Below are 20,989 nucleotides of genomic sequence, written 5' to 3' on the forward strand. Positions count from 1 at the left end.
ACAGGACGGCGACACCCACGGCGCGCCGCACGAGGAGCAGCACGCGGCCCGTCGTCGGGCCCGCCCGGTTGCTCACCCGGCCTGCGGGCTGTGTGATGGTCCTCACGTCCAGTACGCCCGGATGGACCATCGCGTGACCGCCAGCGTGTCGAGACGAGGAGCCCTCGTGTGCCAGCTCCGCACCACCCCAGCACGGTCAGTCCAGCCCGGCCCGAGGAGCGCGACGTGAGCGGCCCCGCGCGCTCGTCCAAGCAGGGCATCGCACGGTCCGTACCGGTGGCGGCGTCGACCACCGGCGGCGATCCCGATGCCGAACCGGAGCGGATCGCCGAGTCGGCCACCGGGCTGGACATGATCCTGTCCGACGCCGCACTCGGGCCGCTGCGCCGGTTGGTACCGCCGGTCAGCAGCAGTCTCCGCTTCACCGCGGCGCTGGCCCGCCGTCCGCGCACCGTGCTCGGCCACACCGGCCGGCTCGTCGGGGAGTGGGGTCGCATCGGGCTCGGCCGTTCCGAGGTGGCGCCGAACGCCAAGGACAAGCGTTACGTCGATCCCGCCTGGTCGGGCAACCCGGTGCTGAAGCGGGCCATGCAGGCGCACCTGGTGACGGCGCAGACGGCGACCCGACTGGTCGACGACGCAGCCCTGCCGTGGGCCCACGACGAGCGGATCCGCTTCTCCGTGACCAACATCGTCGAGGCCCTGGCGCCCAGCAACAACCCGGCGCTGAACCCCTCGGCGTGGAAGACGGCGATCGACACGGGCGGGCGCAGCGCGGTGTCCGGCACCAGGCGGCTGGTCCGTGACCTGTCCTCGGCGCCCCGGGTGCCCTCGATGGTCGAGCCGGACGCCTTCGAGGTGGGCAAGGACCTGGCGCGCACCCCCGGCGTCGTCGTGCTGCGGACGCCGGTCTTCGAGCTGATCCAGTACCAGCCCACCACGCCGACGGTGCACGCCGTCCCACTGGTGATGGTGCCGCCGACGATCAACAAGTTCTACATCGCCGACCTGGCCGAGGGCCGCAGCATCGCCGAGCACATGGTCGCCGACGGGCAGCAGGTCTTCATGATGTCCTGGCGGAACCCCGATGCGCGGCACGCCGACTGGGGCCTGGACACCTACGGGCAGGCGGTGCTCGACGCGATGGCCGCGGCGGAGCGGATGACCGGCGCGCGGCGGACCAACCTGATGTCCTTCTGCTCCGGCGGGATGATCACCGCGATGGTGCTCGGGCACCTCGCCGCGATCGGCGAGCAGGAGCGGGTCGCCTCCGTGTGCTTCGCCGTGACCGTGCTCGACCAGGCCCGCGGCGGGACGGTGGGGGCGTTCCTGGACGAGAAGTCCGCCCAGTCGGCTGTCCGGGCGTCGACGAAGAAGGGGTACCTGGACGGCGCGACGCTGGCGGAGGTGTTCGCCTGGCTGCGGCCCAACGACCTGATCTGGAACTACTGGGTCAACAACTACCTGCAGGGCAAGCCCCCGCCGGCGTTCGACATCCTCTACTGGAACTCCGACACGACCCGGATGACCGCGGCACTGCATCGGGGCTTCCTGGACATGGCCGTGCACAACTCCCTGACCAAGCCGGGTGCGGCCACCATGCTCGGCACGCCGGTGGACCTGTCCGCGGTCACGGTCGACGCTTACGTGGTCGCCGGCATCGCCGACCACATCTGCCCGTGGCAGTCCTGTTATGCGACCACCCAGCTGCTCGGTGGGGACACCCGCTTCGTGCTCTCCACCAGCGGGCACATCGCCTCGCTGGTGAACCCGCCGACCAACCCGAAGTCGACCTGGCGGACGGGCTCGCCCAACCTCCCGGACGCCGACGAGTGGCTCGCCGCCGCACACACCGAGAAGGGGTCGTGGTGGACCGACTACGCCCGGTGGGTGGGTGAGCGGGCCGGCGACGGGGCCGACGCGCCGGCGGAGCTCGGCGGCGGCCGGCCCACCCTGGGCGCGGCTCCCGGCACGTACGTGTTCGACAAATGAGCGCCGGGCAGGGAACCCGCCGGGCCGGCGACCCCCCGCTGCGCACGGTCACCGTCGGGGGCCGGACGCTGCGTGTCTCGGTCCACCCTGGCGACGGCACGCTGCCGCCGCTGCTGTTGCTCAACGGCATCGGCGCGAGCCTGGAGGTGCTGCAGCCCTTCGTCGATGCGCTCGATCCCCGGCGTGAGGTGATCCGGTTCGACGTCCCGGGTGTGGGCGGCTCCCCGAGGCCGGTCATGCCCTACACGATGATGACGTTCGCGCCCGTCGTGGCTGGGTTGCTCACCAAGCTGGGCCACCGGGAGGCCGTCGACGTCCTCGGCTTCTCCTGGGGCGGCGGTCTGGCGCAGCAGTTCGCCGTGCAGCACCGGCGGCGGTGTCGGCGGCTGGTGCTGGCCGCGACCGGGACGGGGTCGCTCATGGTGCCGGCGCACCCGCGGGTGCTGTCCAAGATGCTCACCCCACGGCGGCACCGCGACCCCAGCTATGCCCGGACGATCGCGGGGGAGATCTACGGCGGCACGATGCGTCAGCACCCCGAGCGCGCGGCCGAGGTGCTGCACGCCGACTCGCGGCTCGGCCCGCGGCGCGGCTACTACTACCAGCTGGCCGCAGGTGCCGGCTGGTCGAGCCTCCCGCTGCTCCGCATGATCAAGCAGCCCACCCTGGTGATCGCCGGCGACGACGACCCGATCATCCCCGCGGTGAACCCCCGCCTGATGGCCCGGCTCATCCCCGACTCGCAGCTGCACCTCTACCGCGGCGGACACCTCGCCCTGGTCACCGAGGCGCCGGAGCTGGCGCCGGTGGTGGAGCGCTTCCTCAGCTGACCAGTGCTGTGGGAGGGGAGCGGCCGGCGCCTCCGCCGACGTGTCGTACCCCCGCCGTACGGTCGCTGCAGCTCCTCCACGAGGGGGAGGGGACGGGGGCAAGGTGTACGAGTTCGACGGCGCGCTGGTGGTCAGCGCCAGTGACCTGACCGGCTTCATCGAGTGCGAGCACCTCACCCGGCTCTCCCTCGAGGTCGCCCGCGGCTCCCGCAGCCGCCCGCCGGCGGTCGACCCGATGACCGAGCTGGTCGCCGCCCACGGCATGGCGCACGAGGAGCGGCACGTGCAGCGGCTGCGCGACCGGGGCCTGTCCGTCGTGGAGGTCACCGGGCCGTCGGGCAAGGACGCCGCCGGGCTGCGTCGCGCCCAGGACGAGACGCTCGCCGCGATGCGCGCCGGCGCGGACGTCGTCTACCAGGCCACCTTCTTCGACGGCACCTGGCGCGGGCACGCCGACTTCCTGCTCAAGCGCACCGACCGGGTCAGCGACCTGGGGGCCTGGGCCTACGACGTCGCCGACACCAAGCTCGCCCGCCGGATCAAGGTGCCGGCCCTGCTGCAGATGGCGCTGTACGGCGACCTCCTGGCCGGGCTGCAGGGCGTGCCGCCCGACCTGCTCACCGTGGTCACCGGCGACCAGCAGGAACTGGTCTTCCGGTACTCCGACGCGGAGGCGTACACCCGGGCCGCCCGCACTCGGTTCCTCTCCCGGCTCGATGACGGGGAGCTGGCGCCGCCGTACCCGAACGCGCACTGTGGCGTCTGCCCCTGGCGGGAGACCTGCACGGCGCGCTGGCGCGAGGAGGACTCGCTGTCCCTCGTGGCCTTCATGCGCCGCGACCACGCGACCGCGCTGGTCGAGGCCGGTGTCCCGACCGTCACCGCGCTGGCCACCCGCGCCCCCGACGAGCTGCCCGACGCCATCGGCCGCAGCTCGCGGGAGCGGCTCACCCAGCAGGCGCGGCTGCAGGTGGCCGAGCGCGAGTCCGGGCTGCCGAGCTACGAGTTCCTGCCGCGCGAGCCGGGGCGCGGCTTCGAGCTGCTGCCGCCGCCGAGCGCCGGCGACCTGTTCTTCGACATCGAGGGCGATCCCTTCGCCGGTGACGCCGGGCTCGAGTACCTGTGGGGGGTCCTGGACACCGCCGGGGAGTTCACCGCCTTCTGGGGCTGTGACCCGGCCGCGGACGACCAGTCCGATGCCGAGCGTCTCGCGTTCGAGGCGCTGGTCGACCACCTGACCGCGGCCCACGCCGCCGACCCGGCGATGCACGTCTTCCACTACGCGCCCTACGAGCCGGCCCGGCTCAAGACGCTGTCGGCCCGGCTGCAGACGCGGGAGGCCGAGGTCGACCGGTTGCTGCGGGGCGACGTCCTCGTCGACCTCTACGCCGTGGTGCGCCAGGGGCTGCGGCTGAGCAAGGAGTCGTACTCGATCAAGCAGGTGGAGGACTACTACCGCGGGCACACCCGCACGCACGGCGCGGACGTGTCGGACGCCGGGGAGAGCATCGTCGCCTTCGAGCGCTGGCTCGCCACCCGCGACCAGGCGCTGCTCGACCAGATCGAGGCCTACAACCGCGATGACTGCGTCTCCACCCGGGAGCTGCGCGACTGGCTGGAGGCCCGGCGCACCGAGCTGCTCGCCTCGGGCGCGCGGCTGGGCCGGCCGGAGGACGGCGACCCGGACGGCTCCGCCGAGAACGCCGCGGCCCAGGAACTGCGCGAGGAGCTGGAGCTCCGGCTGACCGCCGGGCTGCCCGACACCGACCGGACCCCAGAGCAGGAGGCCACCTGGCTGCTGGCCCAGCAGCTGGGGTGGCACGCCCGGGAGGCCCGCTCGGCCTGGTGGGAGTACTTCCGGCTGCGCGACCTGGCGGCCGACGACCTGGAGCGGGAGACCCCGGCGCTGGGCCCGCTGGAGGCGCCCGAGCTGGTCGGTGCGGCGCAGCGGTCGCAGCACTGGCGCTACCGCTTCCCGCCGCAGGAGACCAAGGTGTCGGCCGGCAACCGGTACGAGCACCTGGTGCCCGACGCGGGCGGGAAGCGGCTCACCAGCTCGGTCGTCGACATCGACCCGACCGCCGGCTGGGTGGTGCTGGCGCGCGGCGCGGCCGCCGCGCTCGAGCACCCGACCGGGCTGCTGCCCACCTCGCCACCGAGCGACAAGCTGTTCCGGGCCGCACTCACCGACCTCGGTGAGCAGGTCGCGGTCAGCGGCATCGACGCCCCGGGCCCTGCGCGGTCGGCCCGCGACCTGTTGCTGCGCCGACCGCCGCGACTGCTCGCCGCGGCGCCGCAGCGCGAGCCGGGAGAGGAGTCGGCGGCCGCGGTGCGCCGGCTGGCCGGACTGCTCGACGGCGGGGTGCTCGCGGTCCAGGGCCCGCCGGGAGCCGGCAAGACCTACACCGGGGCACGCGCGGTCGTCGACCTGATCCGCGCCGGCAAGCGGGTGGGGGTGACCGCCTCCAGCCACAAGGTGATCGGCAACCTGCTCGATGCGGTGATGGCGGCCGCCCGCGAGGCCGGGGTGCCGGTCCGGGCGCTGCAGAAGGCCGACGAGCTGCAGCGGTGCGGCGACGTCGACGTGCAGTGCGTCGGCTCCAACGGGCAGGTCGTCGACGCACTCGACGGCGGCGACGTCGACCTGGTGGCCGGCACCTCGTGGCTGTTCGCCCGCCCGGAGCTGGCCGGCCGGCTGGACGTGCTGGTGGTGGACGAAGCCGGGCAGCTGTCCCTGGCCAACACCCTGGCGGTGAGCCGGGCCGCGGCCGGCCTGGTGCTGCTCGGCGACCCCCAGCAGCTCCGCCAGCCGGGCCGGGGGATCCACCCCGACGGCGCGGACGTCTCCGCACTGCAGCACGTGCTCGGCGAGCAGGAGGTGCTGCCCGCCGACCGGGGGGTCTTCCTGGACCGCAGCTGGCGGATGGCGCCGGCGCTGTGCCGGGTGGTCTCCGGGCTGTCCTACGGCGGGGAGCTGCAGCCGGCGCCGGTCACGGCCGACAATGAACTCGACGCCCCGGCCCGGTGGGCGGCGCCGGCCGGGATCGGCTGGGTGCCGGTGGTGCACGAGGGCAACGGCTCCGCCTCCCCGGAGGAGGCGGCCGTCGTCGCCGAGCTCGTCGCCGGGCTGATGGGCCGGAGCTGGCGGACCGGCGGGGTCGAGCGGGTGATGGGGTCGGCCGACGTCCTGGTCGTCACCCCGTACAACGCGCAGGTCAACCAGGTGCGCAGCGCACTCGCCGCGGTCGGGCTGGGTGAGGTAGAGGTCGGCACGGTGGACAAGTTCCAGGGCCGGGAGGCGGCGGTGGCGGTCTTCTCCCTGGCCGCCTCCAGTGGTGCCCACGTGCCCCGGCGGCTGGACTTCCTGCTCGATCGGCACCGGCTGAACGTCGCGCTGTCCCGGGCGAAGACCGTCGCCTACCTCGTGGGCAGCCCGGCTCTGCTCACCTCACCGGTGCAGACCCCCGAGCAGCTGCGGCTGGTCAACGGGCTGTGCCGGCTGGTCGAGATCGCCACCGCGGCGGCCCGGCCCGCGCCACCGGCCCCGGCCGTCGCCCAGGTGTGAACACGGCGGCGGCGGTCGACCTCCGGCGCGCCCCGGTCCCCTCGTCGGCTCCGGTGCGGGCCCGGTTCCGCCGGCAGGGGAGGCGGGACACCGCACCGGAGCTCGCCGTCCGCCGGCGGCTGCACGCCCGCGGGGTCCGCTACCGGGTCGACGTCCGGCCCTGTCGCGCGACGCGGGCCCGTGGCGACCTGGTGTGGAAGGGCCGGCGCCTCGTCGTCTTCATCGACGGTCGAAGGACCTCTCTGCCCCCCACCACTCGCAAGCTCGCGGCGGGCCCCTGCAGAGAGGCCGATGGGCGGCGAAGCTGACCGCCAACGTCGCCCGCGACCGGCGCACCGACGCGGTGCTGACCGGTCTCGGATGGCGGGTGCTGCGCTTCTGGGAGCACGAGGACCCGGAGTCGGTGGCCGACGCGATCTGTGCGGCGCTGGGGCGGGCGGCGCGCGTTCGATGAGCCGCGGCGGGCAGCCGTTCCTGCTCCAGGGATTCCCTCGATGGTCTGGTTAGGCTAGCCTCACCATCGTCCGGTTGCGCACGAGCCGGTCACGACGAGCGCGGGAGCAGCGATGACCACGGCGGTGACCGGACGTGCCGGAACGGCGGTTCTCGAGAACCTCACCGAGCCGCAACCGGCGGTCGCCGCACCGAGCTACCGCTTCTTCAGCGCCACCGTGAGGCGCGTCCAGCGGCTGAGCCCCAGCTTCCTGCGCCTCACCCTCCGCGGCCCGGAGCTCACCGGCTTCGGCGCGGCCGGTGACGACCAGCGGATCAAGCTGGTGCTCTCCCGGGACGGCGCCCCGGTCACCGAACTGCTCACCGACGGCCCGACCTGGTACCAGGACTACTGCGCGCTCCCCGACGAGCGCCGTCCGTACCTCCGCACCTACACCGTGCGCGCCGCCCGCCCGGAGCTCGGCGAGCTGGACGTCGACGTGGTGCTGCACGGGGTCAAGGAGGGCCACTCCGGCCCGGCCGCCAGCTGGGCCGCCGCCGTCCCGGGCGACCCGATCGTCGTGCTGGGCCCCGACCGGCCCCGCCCCGGCCGGGCCGGGTCCGGCCGGCCCTGGGGGGTCGAGTGGGCGCCACCGGCCGACGGCCCCCTGTTCCTCGCCGGGGACGAGACCGCCGTCCCGGCGATCAGCGCGATCGTGGAGGGGCTGCCCGCCGGCCGGCGCGCCATCGCCGTGCTCGAGGTCCCCGAGGCCCGCGATGTGCTGTCGCTCGCCGTGCCGCCGGGGGTGGAGGTCCGCTGGCTCGTCCGCGGCAGCCGGGCCCCCGGCGAGGCGCTCGGCACGGCGGTGCACGCCGCCCTCTGCGAGCTCGGCGTGGCCGCCCGCACCGCCGGGCAGGAGGTCGAGGACGTCGACCTGGAGGGCGGCGTCCTCTGGGAGGTGCCCGACGAGGGCGGCGCCGACGGCTGTTACGCCTGGCTGGCCGGGGAAGCGGGCATGGTCAAGAAGCTGCGCCGCCGCCTGGTCCGCGACCTCGGCGTGCCCCGCACCTCGGTGGCGTTCATGGGCTACTGGCGGCTGGGCGCAGCTGAGGGCAGCTGACCCTCGCTACGGTCGGACCCGTGCTCCGTCTCCTGCTCCTGCTGCTCCTCGTCTGGGTCGCCGTGACCGTGGTCGGCGTGATCGTGGAGGGCCTGTTCTGGCTGGCCATCGTCGGCCTGCTCTTCTTCGTCGCCACCGCGGTCCTCGGCACGTCCCGACGACGATGACGACCCTGCTGGTCGACGTCGCCAACACCGTGGGTGCTCGGCCCGACGGCTGGTGGCGCGACCGGGCCGGCGCCACCGCCCGGCTGCTGGAGCGGCTCGCCGCCCTGCCCGGCCGGGAGCTGACCGGGCCCGACGGCGAGCCGGTACCGGTGACCGCACTGGTCGCGGTGGTCGAGGGGCAGGCCCGGGACGTCTCCGCCCCGGCCGGCCTGCGGGTGGTCCGGGCGCCCGGCAGCGGCGACGATGCGCTGGCCGAGACCGCCGCCGACCTCGCCGACGGCGACGACGACCTGCTGGTGGTCACCGCCGACCGGGGGTTGCGGGACCGGCTCCCCGCCGTCGCCCGGATCGCCGGGCCCGGCTGGCTGCTGGCCGCGGCCGACCGAGCGGCCGACCCCGCCGAGGGCTGAGCCACCCGCACGGCTGAGCCACCCGCACGGCGGAGGCACGTCCCCCGAGCGGGGGAGCCGGTGGCCCAGCGCGCTCACGACGCTGGACGGCGACCCCGGGATCCACCCGGGCCGCTGATCCGGAGGTCCACCGTGACCCTCGACCCTGCACCCGCCGTCCCAGCCCATGCTGTCGGCCACAGCACGCCCACCGTCGGCCGGCTGTTGGTCGCCGGCGTCGGTTGGAGCGTGCTGCACGCCCTGCTGGCCCTGCGCTGGCTGCTGGACCCGGGCAGCTGGCCCGGACTGGACGCCGACGAGCGGTACGGCGTGCTCACCCTGCTCGATCGCACGTCCACGGCGTGGACCGTGCTGGCGCTCTCCGGCGCCGGCCTGTTCCTCGTCCTGCTGACCCGCCGGCGGGGCGGGTCGCCCCCGCTGGTGGCCGCCATGGCGGTGCAGGCTGCGGTCCTCGGTGTGCTCGCCGCTGACCTCGGCTCGCTGGTGCTGCTGGGCTACCTGGCCGCGATCGTCGGCCCGGCCACCTTCCTGGTGGTCTTCACCGTCGGGGCGGCGCGGGACCGGCGCACCCGGCCCTGGCTGATCGGGGTGGCTGCGGTGCTCGTCGCCGGTGTGGTTGCCGGACTGCTGCGCCCGGACACGGTCACCGACCTCGCCGGCGAGCTGGGCTCCGGCTTCGCCGAGCACGCGATGCCGCACCTGCACCTGGCGCTGCTGCTGGCCGGTGCCGTGCTCTGGGGCGTCACCGCGATGTTGCTGCGGCGGTCGGCGACCGGCCGGTGCGCGGTCTGCGGGCGCCCCGGTGCCGCGTGGACCCGGCCGGCCGCGGCCCGGCGCTGGGGGACAGTGGCCACCTGGATCGCCGTGGCCGGTCCGCTGCCGTACGCCCTGCTGCGGATGACCTGGCTGACCCCGTGGCCGCTGGGCATGCCCACTGATGGGGTGCTGGAGCCGCAGATGCGGTTGTTCGGGCTGGGCCTCGGCTTCGCCGCGCTCGGCGGGGCGGTGCTCACCCTCGGGCTGATCCGGCCGTGGGGTGAGGTCTGGCCGCGCTGGGTGCCCGGGTTGCGCGGCCGCCCGGTGCCGGTGCGGGTCCCCGTGCTGGCCGGCGGGGTGGTCGCCGTGGCCCTGCTGGCAGCCAGCCCGGCGTTCCTGGCGATGGCGGTGGAGCAGCTGCTGGCCGGCGACCTGGGCGACGCTGCTCTCGTGCTGGTCTTCCCGACGCTCCCCTGGGGACTGGCGCTGGCCGCGGCGGTGACCGGCTACGCGTTCCGGCGCCGGGGTACGTGCGCCACCTGCGGGCAGGGCGAGCCGGCGCTGTCGGTGCGCGACTGACCGGGGCCCTCGACGCCCGCGCCGATCGGGTGGCGCGGGCGTCGTCGGGGTCTTGTCCGGCCGGAGAGGATGGCGTCGTGGCTCGAGAGGTGGTGCGGCGGACGGTGGCCCAGTCGCTGCACCGCTGGCTCTACCTGCTGCTGGGCGGGGCCATCGGGGTGGCGGTCGGGATCGTGCTGGCCTGGCCGGTGCAGGTGATCGTCACGTCCGGCCTGCCGCCGGTGCTGATCGGGGTGCTCGTGGCGCTGCTGGTGGCCGCCCCGGTCGTGGCGGTCGGCGCGCTCGCCGAGGTCCGGCCGGTGGAGGCGGTCGCGGTCGGTGGGCTGCTGGCCCGTGGGTTCACCGACCGCCCCGGGCCGTCGACCACCGCGCCGCAGCGGGCCCGCACCGCGCTGCTGCTGGCCCTGCACGTGCTGGCCGGCACGGCCGCCGGTGCCCTGCTGGTCATCGGTGTGCCGTCCGCGGTGGTGCTGGTGGCCGTGCCGGGCGGCGCGGGAGCGGAGGACCTGCTGGGGATGGCCGTGCCCGCTGGATGGCCGGGCCGGGTCGTGCTGACCGCCGGCCTGCTGCTGCTCGTCGTGGCCGGCGGGGAGCTCCCCGGCCGGGGCCTGGCCGCGGTCGCCCCCCGGCTGCTGGCCGGCTCCACGGCCGAGCGGCTGGCTGCGGCCGAGGCATCGGTGTCGGTGCTGACCGGCCGGGACCGGCTGGCCCGCGAGCTGCACGACAGCGTCGGGCACGCGCTGAGCCTGGCCAGCGTGCAGGCCGGCGCCGCCCGCCGGTTGCTCACCCGCGACCCGGTGGCCGCAGAGGAGGCCATCCGGGCCACGGAGGACGCCACGCGGCGGGCGCTGGTCGACCTGGAACACGTGCTCGGCCTGCTGCGCGAGGAGGAACAGGCCGCCACCGACGTCGCCCCGGCCCCGGACCTGCGCGACCTGACCGAGCTGGTCGGCACCGCCCGGGCCGCCGGTGCAGTGGTCTCGGTGGAGGTCCGCGGTGCCGTCGAGAGCCTGCCGGCGCTGGTCTCCCGGGAGGCCTACCGGATCGTGCAGGAAGGGCTGACCAACGTGCTGCGGTACGCCCCGGGCACCGCCTGCCGGCTGGTGGTCGACGCCGCCGGCGACGACCTCGAGCTGGTGCTGGCCAACACCGGGCCGGGCGCCGCGGCTGCCGGCGCCGGCGGTGGGCGCGGGCTGCGCGGCGTGCGGGAACGGGTGCGCGACCTCCGGGGCGAGGTGCGGGCCGGCGTCGGCGACGACGGCCGGTGGCAGCTCGCCGTCCGGCTGCCGGTGCACGCCCGGAGCGCGGTCCGGTGACCGTCCGGGTGGCGCTGGTCGACGACGAGCCGATGATCCGCCGCGGCCTGGCCGCCGTGATCGGCGCTGAGCCGGACCTGTCGGTGGTCGGGGAGGCCGGGGACGGCGCCGACGTGCTGGACCTCGTCGGCCGCACCTCGCCGGACGTCGTCCTGATGGACGTGCGGATGCCCCGGCTGGACGGGATCGCCGCCACCCGGGCGCTGGTGCGGGCCGGCTCGCCCGCCCGGGTGCTGGTCCTCACCACCTTCTCCAACGACGACCACGTCTTCGACGCACTGGCCGCCGGCGCCGACGGGTTCCTGCTCAAGCGGTCGACGCCCGAGGAGCTGCTGCACGGCATCCGGACGGTGGCCCGCGGGGAGTCGCTGCTGTTCCCCGACGCCGTCCGGGAACTGGCCCGCCGGCACGTGCGCGCCGCCGACCCGGTCGCTGTGCCGGGGCTGGCGCGGCTGACGGAGCGGGAACGCCAGGTGCTCGGGCTGATGGCCCAGGGGCTGAGCAACGCCGAGATCGCCGGAGAGCTGTTCCTGGGCGTGGAGACGGTGCGCACCCACGTCGCCGGGGTGCTCGCCAAGACCGGGGCCCGGGACCGGACGCAGGCCGTGGTGCTGGCCTACCGCTCGGGCTTCGTCCCCGGCTGAGCCACCGGGCGGGCAGGGTGCAGGCTGCCCGCATGACCTCGCTCCTCAGCCCGCCCGCCGCGGTGCGCGCCGCCTCGGACCTGGCCGCCACCGCGCTGGTCGCCGTCCGCCCCGAACAGCTCACCGCGCCCACACCGTGCGGCGACTACGACGTCCGCGCCCTGGTCGACCACCTGGCGTGGGCCGCCCTGCTGTCCCAGCGGTCGGCGACCGGCATGCCGCTGGAGCAGGACGGGGCCAGCCTGCGGCCGGCGCCGTTCCTGGACGGCGTGCCGGTGGAGCAGTGGGCCGCTGCCGTCCCCGTCGAGCTGGACACCGCGGCCGACGCCTGGGCCGACCGCGCTGCGTGGCAGGGCGAGACGCTGCTCGGCACGACGCCGATGCCCGCCGGGGTCGTCGGCCCGCTGATGCTCGCCGAGTTCGCCCTGCACGGCTGGGACCTGGCCCGGGCGATCGGCGCCCGCTACGACGTCCCGGCCGGGCTGGGGGAGGCGGTGCTGGCGGCGGTCGAGCCGCTGGCGCCGATGGGCCGGGACGGCGGCTGGTACGGGCCCGCGGTGCCCGTGCCGGCCGACGCCCCCGCCTTCGACCGGGCGCTCGGGCTCGCCGGCCGGGACCCCGGCTGGCGGGCCTGACCGGTCAGTCGAGCATCGTGACCACGCGCAGCCGGGTCGAGCGCCGGCGGCCGGGCAGGCAGGCGGACAGCGCCAGGACGACGGCCACGCCGTCCTCGATCAGTGCGGCCTGCCAGTCCGGCATCAGGTCCGCTGCCCAGCGCCGCCAGGCCAGGCCGCCGAAGGAGCCGGCCGCGGCACCGGCGGCGCCGGCCAGCACCGGCAGCGCGGCGTTCTGCCCCTGACGCCGGGCGAGGAGCCCGGCGCCGCCGGCCCCGCTGGCCAGGCGCGCGGGCAGGACCGCAGGACTGGTCCGTGGCGGGATGCCGGGCTGCTTGTCGGCGTAGACCTCGCCGCCCACGGAGAGCAGGGAACCCAGCTTCTTGACGACGCCGGTGTCGGCGGCGGTGAGCGTCGGCGCGGCGAGCCCGAGGGAGCTGCGGCACCCGGCCGCCGTGCCGAGCAGCAGCGAGCGGGCGACCAGCCCGGCCGAGGCGCGCTGCTTGACCAGGACCCGCTCCTTGCGCGTCGGCAGTGCGGAAACGACCGCCTGCACGGCCGCACCGTAGGCGAGGTGGGGCACCGCGTCGGCCGCCCAGTCCGAGGACGTCCAGGTGCGCGGATCGGTCACGCCCAGCGCCGCCGTCGGCCCGTCGGTGGCCGCCATCGACGCCGCACCGACGACGACCGCACCGACCGGCCCGGGCATCCGCACCCCGCCGGCGCGGGCCAGGCTGGCCAGCAGGCCGACGCCGAGGCCGTTGCCGATCCCCAGGAGCGCACCGAGCCCGGTGGTCCGGGCCTCCCGCTCCGCACCCCTGCCCGGCACCTCCACTCCGGCGGCGTCGGCGAGCGCGGCGGCGGTCTGGCCGGGCACGGTGCTGGCCGGACGGCCGCGGCGCAGCATGTCGGCGTAGGTCAGGGCGTTGAGGGCGGTCGTGCCGGCGGCGCCGGCGAGCAGCCCACGAGCGAAGGTCCCGGTCATCCCCTGACCCTCGTTCTCCCGCGCTGCTCCGGCAACTGCAGAGGCGGCCGGGACGTGCGGTGCGACACCGTGGGCGCTCTCACCCCCGGTCGACCCCGGATCGACACGCATCGTGCACATCCGAGTGGCACCGTGGGAGACAGCGCCCGAGGTCGTGTGCTCCCCGACCCCCGCCACCCGTTCCGCGGTGCTGCGCGTCCACTCCCTGAAGGTCTCCCATGGTCATTCCTGTGCCCTCCCGTGCCCCGGGGCTGCTCCGTTCGGTGCTCGCCCGGGCCGTCCCCTCGTCCACCCCGCCCTCGCTGCGCCGGCTGCGGGTGGCCGTCGCCGTCCTCTTCGGTCTCGACGGCTTCGTCTTCGGCAGCTGGGCCGCCCGGGTGCCCGACGTCAGCGCCGCCACCGGCGCCGGCCACACCGCCCTGGGCGTCGCGCTGCTGTGCCTGTCCCTCGGCGCGCTCGCCTGCATGCAGGTCACCGGTGCGCTGTGCACCCGGTTCGGCACCGGGCGGGTGGCGGCGCTGGCCGGCGTCGCCGCCAGCCTCAGCGCCGTCCTGCCCGGGCTGGCCGGCACCCTCCCGGCGCTGTGCGCCGGACTGTTCCTGTTCGGCGCCGTCACCGGTGCGGTGAACGTCGCGGCCAACAGCGTCGGGGTGCAGGTCGAGGCGCGCGCCGGGCGGCCGTTGCTGTCCGGGCTGCACGCCGCGTTCAGCGGTGGTGGTCTGGTCGGTGCCCTCGTCGGCGGGCTCGCTTCGGCCGTGACGGGGGTCGCCCCGCACCTGGCCGGCGTGGCGATCATCGGGCTGCTCGCGATGGCCTGGGCCGGGCCGGTGCTCGTCCGCGGCGACCGCCCGGAGCCGGCGGTCGACCTGCGGGGGCCGGCCGCCGAGGGCACCCGCGGCGTCCGTCCCACCGGCGTCCTGGTGCTGCTGGGCGCCGTGGCCGGGGCGACCGCCTACGGCGAGGGCGCGCTCAGTGACTGGGGTGCGCTCCACCTGCGCGAGCAGCTGGCCGCCGCCCCTGCCCTGGCGGCGGCCGGGTACGCCGGCTTCTCCTCGGCGATGGCCGCCGGCCGGCTGGCCGGCGGTCGGCTGGTGCTCGCCCTGGGTGAGCGGCGGCTGCTCGTCGGCGGCTCGTTGCTGGCCGCGGCCGGTGCGCTGGCCGCGGTGACGACGACGTCGCTGCCGGTCGCCCTGGCCGGTTTCGTGCTCGTCGGGCTCGGGCTGGCCAACGTCTTCCCGCTGGCGATCGCCCGGGCCGGTGCGCTCGGCGGGCCCTCGGGCGTCGCGCTGTCCACCACGGTCGGGTACACCGGCCTGCTCGGTGGCCCGCCGGTGATCGGCTTCCTCGCCGAGCACGCCGGGCTGCCCGCCGCGCTGGGCACGGTGGCGCTGATGGCGGTGCTGGCCGCGGTGCTGGTGCTCGGCATCGAGGGCGAGCAGGTGCGGCGCCCGCCGCTGCCCCGGCGCGGCTGGACGCAGCCGGTGCTCTTCGGCCGGCGCCCGGTGGCGGTCGTGCTGCGCCCGGTCGGTGTGGCGCTGCGTCCGGCCGCGGCCCGCGTGAACGTCGGCGCCTGCAGCTACGTGCGCGACCTGCAGCTGCTCGAGGTCGGCTGACCGGCGCTTGTGAACAACGTGTTCCGGGACGTCGCACCCCGTTGACCGGCGGGTGTGAGGAGAACACGCTGGCCCCCGCCTGATCCCAGGGGCCACGAGCCGGAGGACCGCAGATGACCGTCGAACCCGCACCCGCCCGAGCAGCACACGGACCGGGGCGGGGGGTCGAGGCGGAGACGGTCGACGCCGGCTACCTGGAGAAGCGGCAGCTCCGCGGCGGCACCGCCGGCTGGGTGCTGCTCGCCGGGCTCGGCGTCGCCGCGGTCATCTCCGGTGACTACGCCGGGTGGAACTTCGGGCTGGAGCAGGGCGGGTTCGGCGGGCTGCTGATCGCCGTCGTGCTGATGGCGGTCATGTACTCGGCGATGGTCTTCGGCCTGGCCGAGCTGGGCTCCGCGCTGCCCACCGCCGGCGGCGGGTACACCTTCGCCCGCCGGGCGCTGGGGCCCTGGGGTGGTTACGCGACCGGCGTCGCGGTGCTGATCGAGTACGCGATCGCCCCGGCGGCGATCGCCACCTTCATCGGTGCCTACGTGGAGTCGCTCGGGCTGTTCGGCATCACCGACGGCTGGTGGGTGTACCTCGCGGCCTACGGCCTGTTCATCGGCATCCACCTGCTGGGCGTCGGTGAGGCGTTGAAGGTGATGCTGGTGATCGCCGCGGTCGCCGTGGCCGGGCTGGTGCTCTACCTGGTCGGGGCGGTCCCGGCCTTCGACGCGGCCAACCTCACCGACATCGCGCCCACCGACGCCGCCGGCGCCTCGGAGTTCCTGCCGTTCGGGCTGATGGGCATCTGGGCGGCGTTCCCCTTCGCCATCTGGTTCTTCCTGGCGGTGGAGTGCGTGCCGCTGGCGTCGGAGGAGGCCAAGGACCCGGCCCGGAGCATGCCCCGGGGGATCGTCGCCGCGATGGGCCTGCTGCTGGTCCTGGCGGTGCTGATGCTGGTGTTCACCGCCGGCGCCGGCGGTGCGCAGACGATGTCGGTCAGCGGCAACCCGCCGGTGGAGGCGCTCGAGGTCGCGGGGGCCTCCAGCGGGCTGACCACGGTGATCAACTACGCCGGGCTGGTCGGCCTGGTCGCCAGCTTCTTCTCGATCATCTACGCCTACTCCCGGCAGACCTTCGCGCTCTCCCGCGCCGGGTACCTGCCGCGGGCGCTCTCGGTGACCAACTCCCGCAAGGCGCCGACGCTGGCCCTGCTGGTGCCCGGGGCCATCGGCTTCGCGCTCTCGCTGACCGGGCAGGGCGCCATGCTGCTGAACATGGCCGTCTTCGGGGCCACCGTCTCCTACGTGCTGATGATGGTCAGCCACATCGTGCTGCGCCGCCGGGAGCCGGAGCTGCACCGGCCCTACCGCACGCCCGGCGGCACGGTCACCACCGGCGTGGCCCTGGTGCTGGCCGCCGCCGCGGTGCTCGCCACCTTCCTGGTCGACCCCGTGGCCGCGGCCTGGACGCTCGCCGCCTACGCCGTCTTCCTCGGCTACTTCGCCCTCTACAGCCGCCACCACCTGGTCGCCTCCGCGCCGGAGGAGGAGTTCGAGCTGCTGGCCGCCGCCGAGGAGGACGTGCGATGACGGTCCGCCGGACGACGCTGGGCGGGCACACCCACGAGTTCCGCTCGCTGACCGACGTGCTGGCGAAGGCCACGCCGGCCCGCTCCGGTGACGTGCTCGCCGGGGTGGCCGCGGAGTCGCAGGCCCAGCGGGTCGCCGCGCAGCACGTGCTGGCCGACGTCCCGCTGGCCACCTTCCTCACCGAACCGGTGGTCGGCTACGACGAGGACGACGTCACCCGGCTGATCCTGGACACCCACGACCCGGCTGCCTTCGCCCCCGTCTCCGCACTGACGGTGGGGGAGTTCCGCGACTGGCTGCTGGCCCGTGCCGCCGAGCGGGACGAGGCGGCGATCTCCGGCCTGGCCCGCGGGCTCACCCCGGAGATGGCCGCCGCCGTCTCCAAGGTGATGCGCAACGCCGACCTGATCGCGGTCGCCCGCCGGACCCGGGTGGTCACCGGCCTGCGCAGCACGCTCGGGTTGACCGGCCGGCTGGCCTCCCGGCTGCAGCCCAACCACCCCACCGACGACGCCGTCGGGGTGACCGCGGCGATCCTGGACGGGTTGCTGCACGGCAGCGGCGACGCCGTCATCGGGATCAACCCGGCCACCGACTCCCCGGCGCAGACCATCGCGCTGCTGGAGCTGGTCGACGCGGTGATCAGCCGGTACGAGATCCCCACCCAGTCCTGCGTGCTCGCGCACGTGACCACCACGCTGCGGGCACTGGAGGCCGGCGCGCCGGTCGACCTGGTCTTCCAGTCCGTCGCCGGCACCCAGGCCGGCAACCGCGGCTTCGGCGTCACCCTCGACCTGCTCGCCGAGGCCCGCGCCGGCGCACTGGAACTGCGCCGGGGGACGGTGGGGGACAACGTCACCTACTTCGAGACCGGGCAGGGCTCGGCGCTGTCGGCCGACGCCCACCACGGCGTCGACGGCCCGGTCGACCAGCAGACGCTGGAGTGCCGCGCCTACGGAGTGGCCCGGCACTTCGACCCGCTGCTGGTGAACACCGTGGTCGGGTTCATCGGCCCGGAGTACCTCTACGACGGCAAGCAGGTCATCCGGGCCGGGTTGGAGGACCACTTCTGCGGCAAGCTGCTGGGCCTGCCGATGGGCGTGGACGTCTGCTACACGAACCACACCGACGTCGACGGCGACGACACCGACACCCTCACGCTGTTGCTCGGCGCGGCGGGCTGCTCGTTCGTCATCGCCGTCCCGGGCTCGGACGACGTGATGCTGCACTACCAGTCGCTGTCGTTCACCGACGTCCTCACCGCCCGCTCGGTGCTGGACCTGCGGCCGGCGCCGGAGTTCGAGGCGTGGCTGACGATGATGGACCTGCTCGACGACGCCGGCCACGTGCGCGAGCTGACCCCCGAGGCGCCCGCGGCCCGCGCCCTGCTCGCCGCCGCCCGCCCATGACCACCCCGGGCCACCACAATGGCCATCTTGGTGGGGAGCCGGACCCGTGGGCGGTGTTGCGGGACGCCACCAGGGCGCGGGTCGCGCTGGGTCGGGCCGGTGACGGGCTGCCGACGTCCCGGGAGCTGGAGTTCCGCGCCGCGCACGCGGCCGCCCGCGACGCGGTGCACACCGCCCTGGACCCCGATCGGGTGCGGACGGCGCTGACCGAGGCCGGGGTCGGGCTCGACGTGCTGGAGGTGCACAGCCAGGCACCGGACCGGACCACCTACCTGCAGCGTCCGGACCTGGGCCGGCGGCTCGATCCGGACACCCGGTTGCCCGGCGGCACGCACGACCTGGCGCTGGTGCTCGCCGACGGGCTGTCCCCGCGGGCGGTGCACGAGCACGCGGCCGGCACCGTGGCCGCCGTGCTGGCCCGGCTGCCCGGCTGGTCGGTCGCCCCGCTGGTCCTCGCCCACCAGGCACGCGTGGCCCTCGGCGACCCGGTGGGCGAGGCGCTGGGCGCGGGGATCGTCGTCGTCCTGGTGGGGGAGCGGCCGGGGCTGAGCTCCGCCGACAGCCTCGGCCTGTACCTGACCCACGGCCCGCGCCCCGGCCGGGCGGACTCCGAGCGCAACTGCATCTCCAACGTGCGTCCACCGCACGGCCTCGGCTACGCCCAGGCCGCCGACACCCTCGCCGGGCTGCTCCAGGCGTCCCGACAGCTGGGGGCCTCCGGGGTCGTGCTCAAGGACGAGGGGACGACGCTCCCGCCGGGCGCGGACTGATGGACCCTCTCTCCCCCCACCCCTCGCACGCTCGGGGCGGGCCCCTGAGAGAGGGCCGTCAGAAGCGGCGGAGGGGCCCGACCCGCATCACCGTGCTGAGCAGCGCCTCCATCGGGTGGCGCTGCGGCCGCTCGACCTCGGCCGGCCAGTCCGGGACGAGGTCCGGGTCGGCGTCGGCGGTCGCCACCTCCGCCACCCGGCCCTGCAGCCGGGCGCGCACCTCCTCCGGTGAGTAGGCCCGACGGTGGCGTTCGTGGCGGAGCAGGACGGTGCCGGTCGCGGCAACGCCGACGATCCCGGCGACTCCGAGCAGCTTCGAGAGGCGCATGAACCGTTACGGTAGTGGTGTGGCTCACTCTCGCGCTGGGTTCCGCACTCCGTCCGCCCGCGTCCTGCCGCTGCACGACGCCGTCGAGCTCACCCGGACCGGCGACGTCTGGGTCTTCCGTGGTGGGTCGGTGGCCGACCGGGCCATCCAGGCCGTCACCAACGCCCCGGTCAACCACGTCGGCATGGCCGTCGTCATCGAGGACCTGCCGCCGCTGCTCTGGCACGCCGAGCTGGGGCACTCCCTGTCCGACGTGTGGTCCGGCCGCCATCAGCGCGGCGTCCAGCTGCACGACCTCTCCGATGCGGTCTGCGTCTGGAAGAAGCGTTACGGCCAGCAGGCCTGGCTGCGCCAGCTGGTCGGCCCGGCCGACGACGGCGGGGTGCCCCGGGAGATGGAGGACGCCGTGCTGCGCACCATCGCCCGGCTCGACGGCAAGCCGTTCCCCACCACCCGGCACCTGGCGCACGGCTGGGTCAACGGCAAGCTGCGCCGGCACCAGACGAACGACACGATCTTCTGCGCCGAGCTGGTCGCCACCACCTACACGGCGATGGGCCTGCTGCCGAAGAACCGGCCGCTCAACGCCTACGACCCGGGCAGCTTCTGGTCCGGCGACGACCTGCCGCTGGTCGACGCGGAGCTGGGCCCGGAGATCCAGGTCGACGTCCCGGCGGGGCCGCCCTGCGACTGAGCCGACTCAGACCCGCACCCAGCGCTCCACGAGGGCCACGATCGCGTCCAGCTTGGCGGTCACGTCGGCGGAGTCGCCCAGTGACAGCACGGCGCGGTCGGTGTCGGCCCAGCGCAGCAGCCCGGTGTCGTCCCCGAACGCGAAGCCCGCGGTCTCCTGGGGCTTCGCACCGCGGTGGAAGACCAGCTGCAGGTGGTCGGCCGGGAACAGCCGGAAGGTCACCCGGTCCACCCCGCGGGCGCAGAAGCTCGGCGCCCGCCACTTCACGTGTTCGGTGAGCTCGGCGTCCGAGGCCATGATCGCCGCGCGGAGCCGCCGGACGTCGTTCAGGCGGGGGTGGTCCAGGGCGTCGAGGAACTCCTCGACCGTCGGCTGCGCCATGGGCCCAGCGTGCCCCATGCACGCGCCCGCTCAGGGTCCGCCGGGCCGTCCGACGACGTCGGCGGTCACCAGCCGGCCGCTCACCAGGTCCGCCGCCACCGAGTCGACCGAGCGTCCCGTGGCCCAGGCGTGCGCCCGCAGCACGGCCAGCGCGGCTCCCGCGTCGGCGTCCAGCGACACGCTGAGCGACCCGACCGCGCGCCAGACGGCGGCCCGGCGCACCGCGGCCGGGCTGTGCAGCCAGTCCGGGCCCGCGGCGCCCGACTGCGCCGACCACGCCACGGCGTCGCTGAGCGCGCCGGACACCAGGTGGCCGATGGCGAGGGCGTCGAACACGTCCAGCCGCAGGACGTCGTCGGGGTCGACGAGGAAGAGGTCCAGCGCACCGGCGCCGGCCAGTGCGTTCGGGATCGGCAGGGACACGACGCCGCGGTAGGGGGTGCTGGCCACCAGCACGTCGGCGAACTCCGGCCACCGTCGGCGGAGGTCCTGCTCGGCGGCGAAGACCGGTTCACCGGTGGCGTGGGCCAGCAGGCAGGGGCCGGTGCCCACGGTGAACTGCAGCCGCTCGGCCCGGCCGGCCTCCGGTGAGCTCGCGCCCAGCGGGCAGCGGCCCCGGGTGCCGGTCAGCACGCTGAGACCGGCACCGTCGACCGCCAGCACCCGGACGGTGGCCCGGGTCAGCTGGTCGGGGAGCAGGTGCCCCTCATCGTCCGCCGCCGCGGCCGCCTCCGCCGCCGCCGCGGCGGCGAAGCGCTCGGCCAGGGTCATCCCGGAGACGTGCCGCAGCAGGAGCCGCGGCAAAC

20 protein-coding genes are annotated in these 20,989 nt (G+C 75.5%); 16 read left to right on the forward strand and 4 right to left on the reverse strand.

Annotated elements, in window-relative coordinates:
- The first annotated feature begins 225 nt into the window (after positions 1 to 225).
- The 11 genes from O2W15_RS22575 to O2W15_RS22620 all read left to right on the forward strand — a co-directional run bounded on the left by O2W15_RS22575 (position 226) and on the right by O2W15_RS22620 (position 12,447).
- Positions 226 to 1,992, forward strand: a complete 1,767-nt coding sequence (locus O2W15_RS22575; RefSeq protein ID WP_269181079.1) for a PHA/PHB synthase family protein — start codon at positions 226 to 228, stop codon at positions 1,990 to 1,992.
- On the forward strand, positions 1,989 to 2,822 hold the full coding sequence (gene phaZ, locus O2W15_RS22580; protein ID WP_269181080.1) for a poly(3-hydroxyalkanoate) depolymerase: 834 nt from the start codon (positions 1,989 to 1,991) through the stop codon (positions 2,820 to 2,822). Before O2W15_RS22575 ends, phaZ begins: the two co-directional genes overlap by 4 nt.
- A gap of 103 nt (positions 2,823 to 2,925) precedes the next feature.
- Positions 2,926 to 6,387 (forward strand): TM0106 family RecB-like putative nuclease, encoded by a 3,462-nt coding sequence (locus O2W15_RS22585; RefSeq protein WP_269181081.1) that lies wholly within the window; start codon positions 2,926 to 2,928, stop codon positions 6,385 to 6,387.
- A 53-nt stretch (positions 6,388 to 6,440) separates the two neighbouring features.
- The gene (locus tag O2W15_RS24120) at positions 6,441 to 6,695 is read left to right on the forward strand and encodes a hypothetical protein (RefSeq protein ID WP_442929284.1); all 255 of its coding nucleotides are present in this window, start codon (positions 6,441 to 6,443) and stop codon (positions 6,693 to 6,695) included.
- Between the two features lie 258 nt (positions 6,696 to 6,953).
- Positions 6,954 to 7,940, forward strand: coding sequence for a siderophore-interacting protein (locus O2W15_RS22590; protein WP_269181082.1), 987 nt, complete (start codon positions 6,954 to 6,956; stop codon positions 7,938 to 7,940).
- Positions 7,941 to 7,960: 20 nt separating this feature from the next.
- Positions 7,961 to 8,107 carry a hypothetical protein gene (locus O2W15_RS22595; RefSeq protein WP_269181083.1) on the forward strand — a complete coding sequence of 49 codons (147 nt, stop codon included), beginning with the start codon at positions 7,961 to 7,963 and terminating at the stop codon, positions 8,105 to 8,107.
- Complete coding sequence (locus O2W15_RS22600) at positions 8,104 to 8,517, forward strand: hypothetical protein (RefSeq protein WP_269163809.1); 414 nt, start codon at positions 8,104 to 8,106, stop codon at positions 8,515 to 8,517. The genes O2W15_RS22595 and O2W15_RS22600 overlap by 4 nt, the downstream gene beginning before the upstream one ends.
- Before the next feature lie 132 nt (positions 8,518 to 8,649).
- Entirely contained in the window at positions 8,650 to 9,852 is a 1,203-nt protein-coding gene (locus tag O2W15_RS22605; RefSeq protein ID WP_269181084.1) for a hypothetical protein, read from the forward strand.
- A 77-nt stretch (positions 9,853 to 9,929) separates the two neighbouring features.
- A complete protein-coding gene (locus O2W15_RS22610) occupies positions 9,930 to 11,168 on the forward strand; it encodes a sensor histidine kinase (protein ID WP_269181085.1) in 1,239 nt (412 codons plus the stop codon).
- Entirely contained in the window at positions 11,165 to 11,812 is a 648-nt protein-coding gene (locus O2W15_RS22615) for a response regulator (RefSeq protein ID WP_269181086.1), read from the forward strand. The genes O2W15_RS22610 and O2W15_RS22615 overlap by 4 nt, the downstream gene beginning before the upstream one ends.
- 32 nt (positions 11,813 to 11,844) lie before the next feature.
- Entirely contained in the window at positions 11,845 to 12,447 is a 603-nt protein-coding gene (locus O2W15_RS22620) for a TIGR03086 family metal-binding protein (RefSeq protein WP_269181087.1), read from the forward strand.
- Between the two features lie 4 nt (positions 12,448 to 12,451).
- On the opposite strand, the gene O2W15_RS22625 is transcribed toward O2W15_RS22620, so the two are convergent.
- Positions 12,452 to 13,411, reverse strand: a complete 960-nt coding sequence (locus tag O2W15_RS22625) for a hypothetical protein (RefSeq protein ID WP_269181088.1) — start codon at positions 13,409 to 13,411, stop codon at positions 12,452 to 12,454.
- A gap of 218 nt (positions 13,412 to 13,629) precedes the next feature.
- Here O2W15_RS22625 and O2W15_RS22630 point away from each other — a divergent pair, with 218 nt between their 5' ends.
- From O2W15_RS22630 to eutC, 4 genes are all read left to right on the forward strand, one after another.
- Positions 13,630 to 15,024, forward strand: coding sequence for an MFS transporter (locus tag O2W15_RS22630; protein WP_269181089.1), 1,395 nt, complete (start codon positions 13,630 to 13,632; stop codon positions 15,022 to 15,024).
- 113 nt (positions 15,025 to 15,137) lie between these two features.
- Positions 15,138 to 16,601: an ethanolamine permease gene (eat, locus tag O2W15_RS22635; RefSeq protein ID WP_269181090.1), complete on the forward strand. Its 1,464-nt coding sequence runs from the start codon at positions 15,138 to 15,140 to the stop codon at positions 16,599 to 16,601.
- The gene (locus O2W15_RS22640; RefSeq protein ID WP_269181091.1) at positions 16,598 to 18,010 is read left to right on the forward strand and encodes an ethanolamine ammonia-lyase subunit EutB; all 1,413 of its coding nucleotides are present in this window, start codon (positions 16,598 to 16,600) and stop codon (positions 18,008 to 18,010) included. The genes eat and O2W15_RS22640 overlap by 4 nt, the downstream gene beginning before the upstream one ends.
- On the forward strand, positions 18,007 to 18,780 hold the full coding sequence (gene eutC / locus O2W15_RS22645; protein ID WP_269181092.1) for an ethanolamine ammonia-lyase subunit EutC: 774 nt from the start codon (positions 18,007 to 18,009) through the stop codon (positions 18,778 to 18,780). Before O2W15_RS22640 ends, eutC begins: the two co-directional genes overlap by 4 nt.
- Before the next feature lie 58 nt (positions 18,781 to 18,838).
- Here eutC and O2W15_RS22650 read toward each other — a convergent pair whose 3' ends face one another.
- Positions 18,839 to 19,108 carry a hypothetical protein gene (locus O2W15_RS22650; RefSeq protein ID WP_036337054.1) on the reverse strand — a complete coding sequence of 90 codons (270 nt, stop codon included), beginning with the start codon at positions 19,106 to 19,108 and terminating at the stop codon, positions 18,839 to 18,841.
- Positions 19,109 to 19,127: 19 nt separating this feature from the next.
- Between O2W15_RS22650 and O2W15_RS22655 the strand changes: the two genes are divergently transcribed.
- Entirely contained in the window at positions 19,128 to 19,802 is a 675-nt protein-coding gene (locus O2W15_RS22655; RefSeq protein WP_269181093.1) for a hypothetical protein, read from the forward strand.
- 6 nt (positions 19,803 to 19,808) lie between these two features.
- On the opposite strand, the gene O2W15_RS22660 is transcribed toward O2W15_RS22655, so the two are convergent.
- Both O2W15_RS22660 and O2W15_RS22665 read right to left on the reverse strand, forming a co-directional pair.
- Positions 19,809 to 20,183 carry a DUF1801 domain-containing protein gene (locus O2W15_RS22660; protein WP_269181094.1) on the reverse strand — a complete coding sequence of 125 codons (375 nt, stop codon included), beginning with the start codon at positions 20,181 to 20,183 and terminating at the stop codon, positions 19,809 to 19,811.
- A gap of 30 nt (positions 20,184 to 20,213) precedes the next feature.
- Positions 20,214 to 20,987, reverse strand: coding sequence for a GAF domain-containing protein (locus O2W15_RS22665; RefSeq protein ID WP_269181095.1), 774 nt, complete (start codon positions 20,985 to 20,987; stop codon positions 20,214 to 20,216).
- Positions 20,988 to 20,989: the final 2 nt, after the last annotated feature.

The sequence above is a fragment of the Modestobacter sp. VKM Ac-2979 genome (assembly GCF_026967995.1).
Classification (GTDB): Bacteria; Actinomycetota; Actinomycetes; order Mycobacteriales; family Geodermatophilaceae; genus Modestobacter.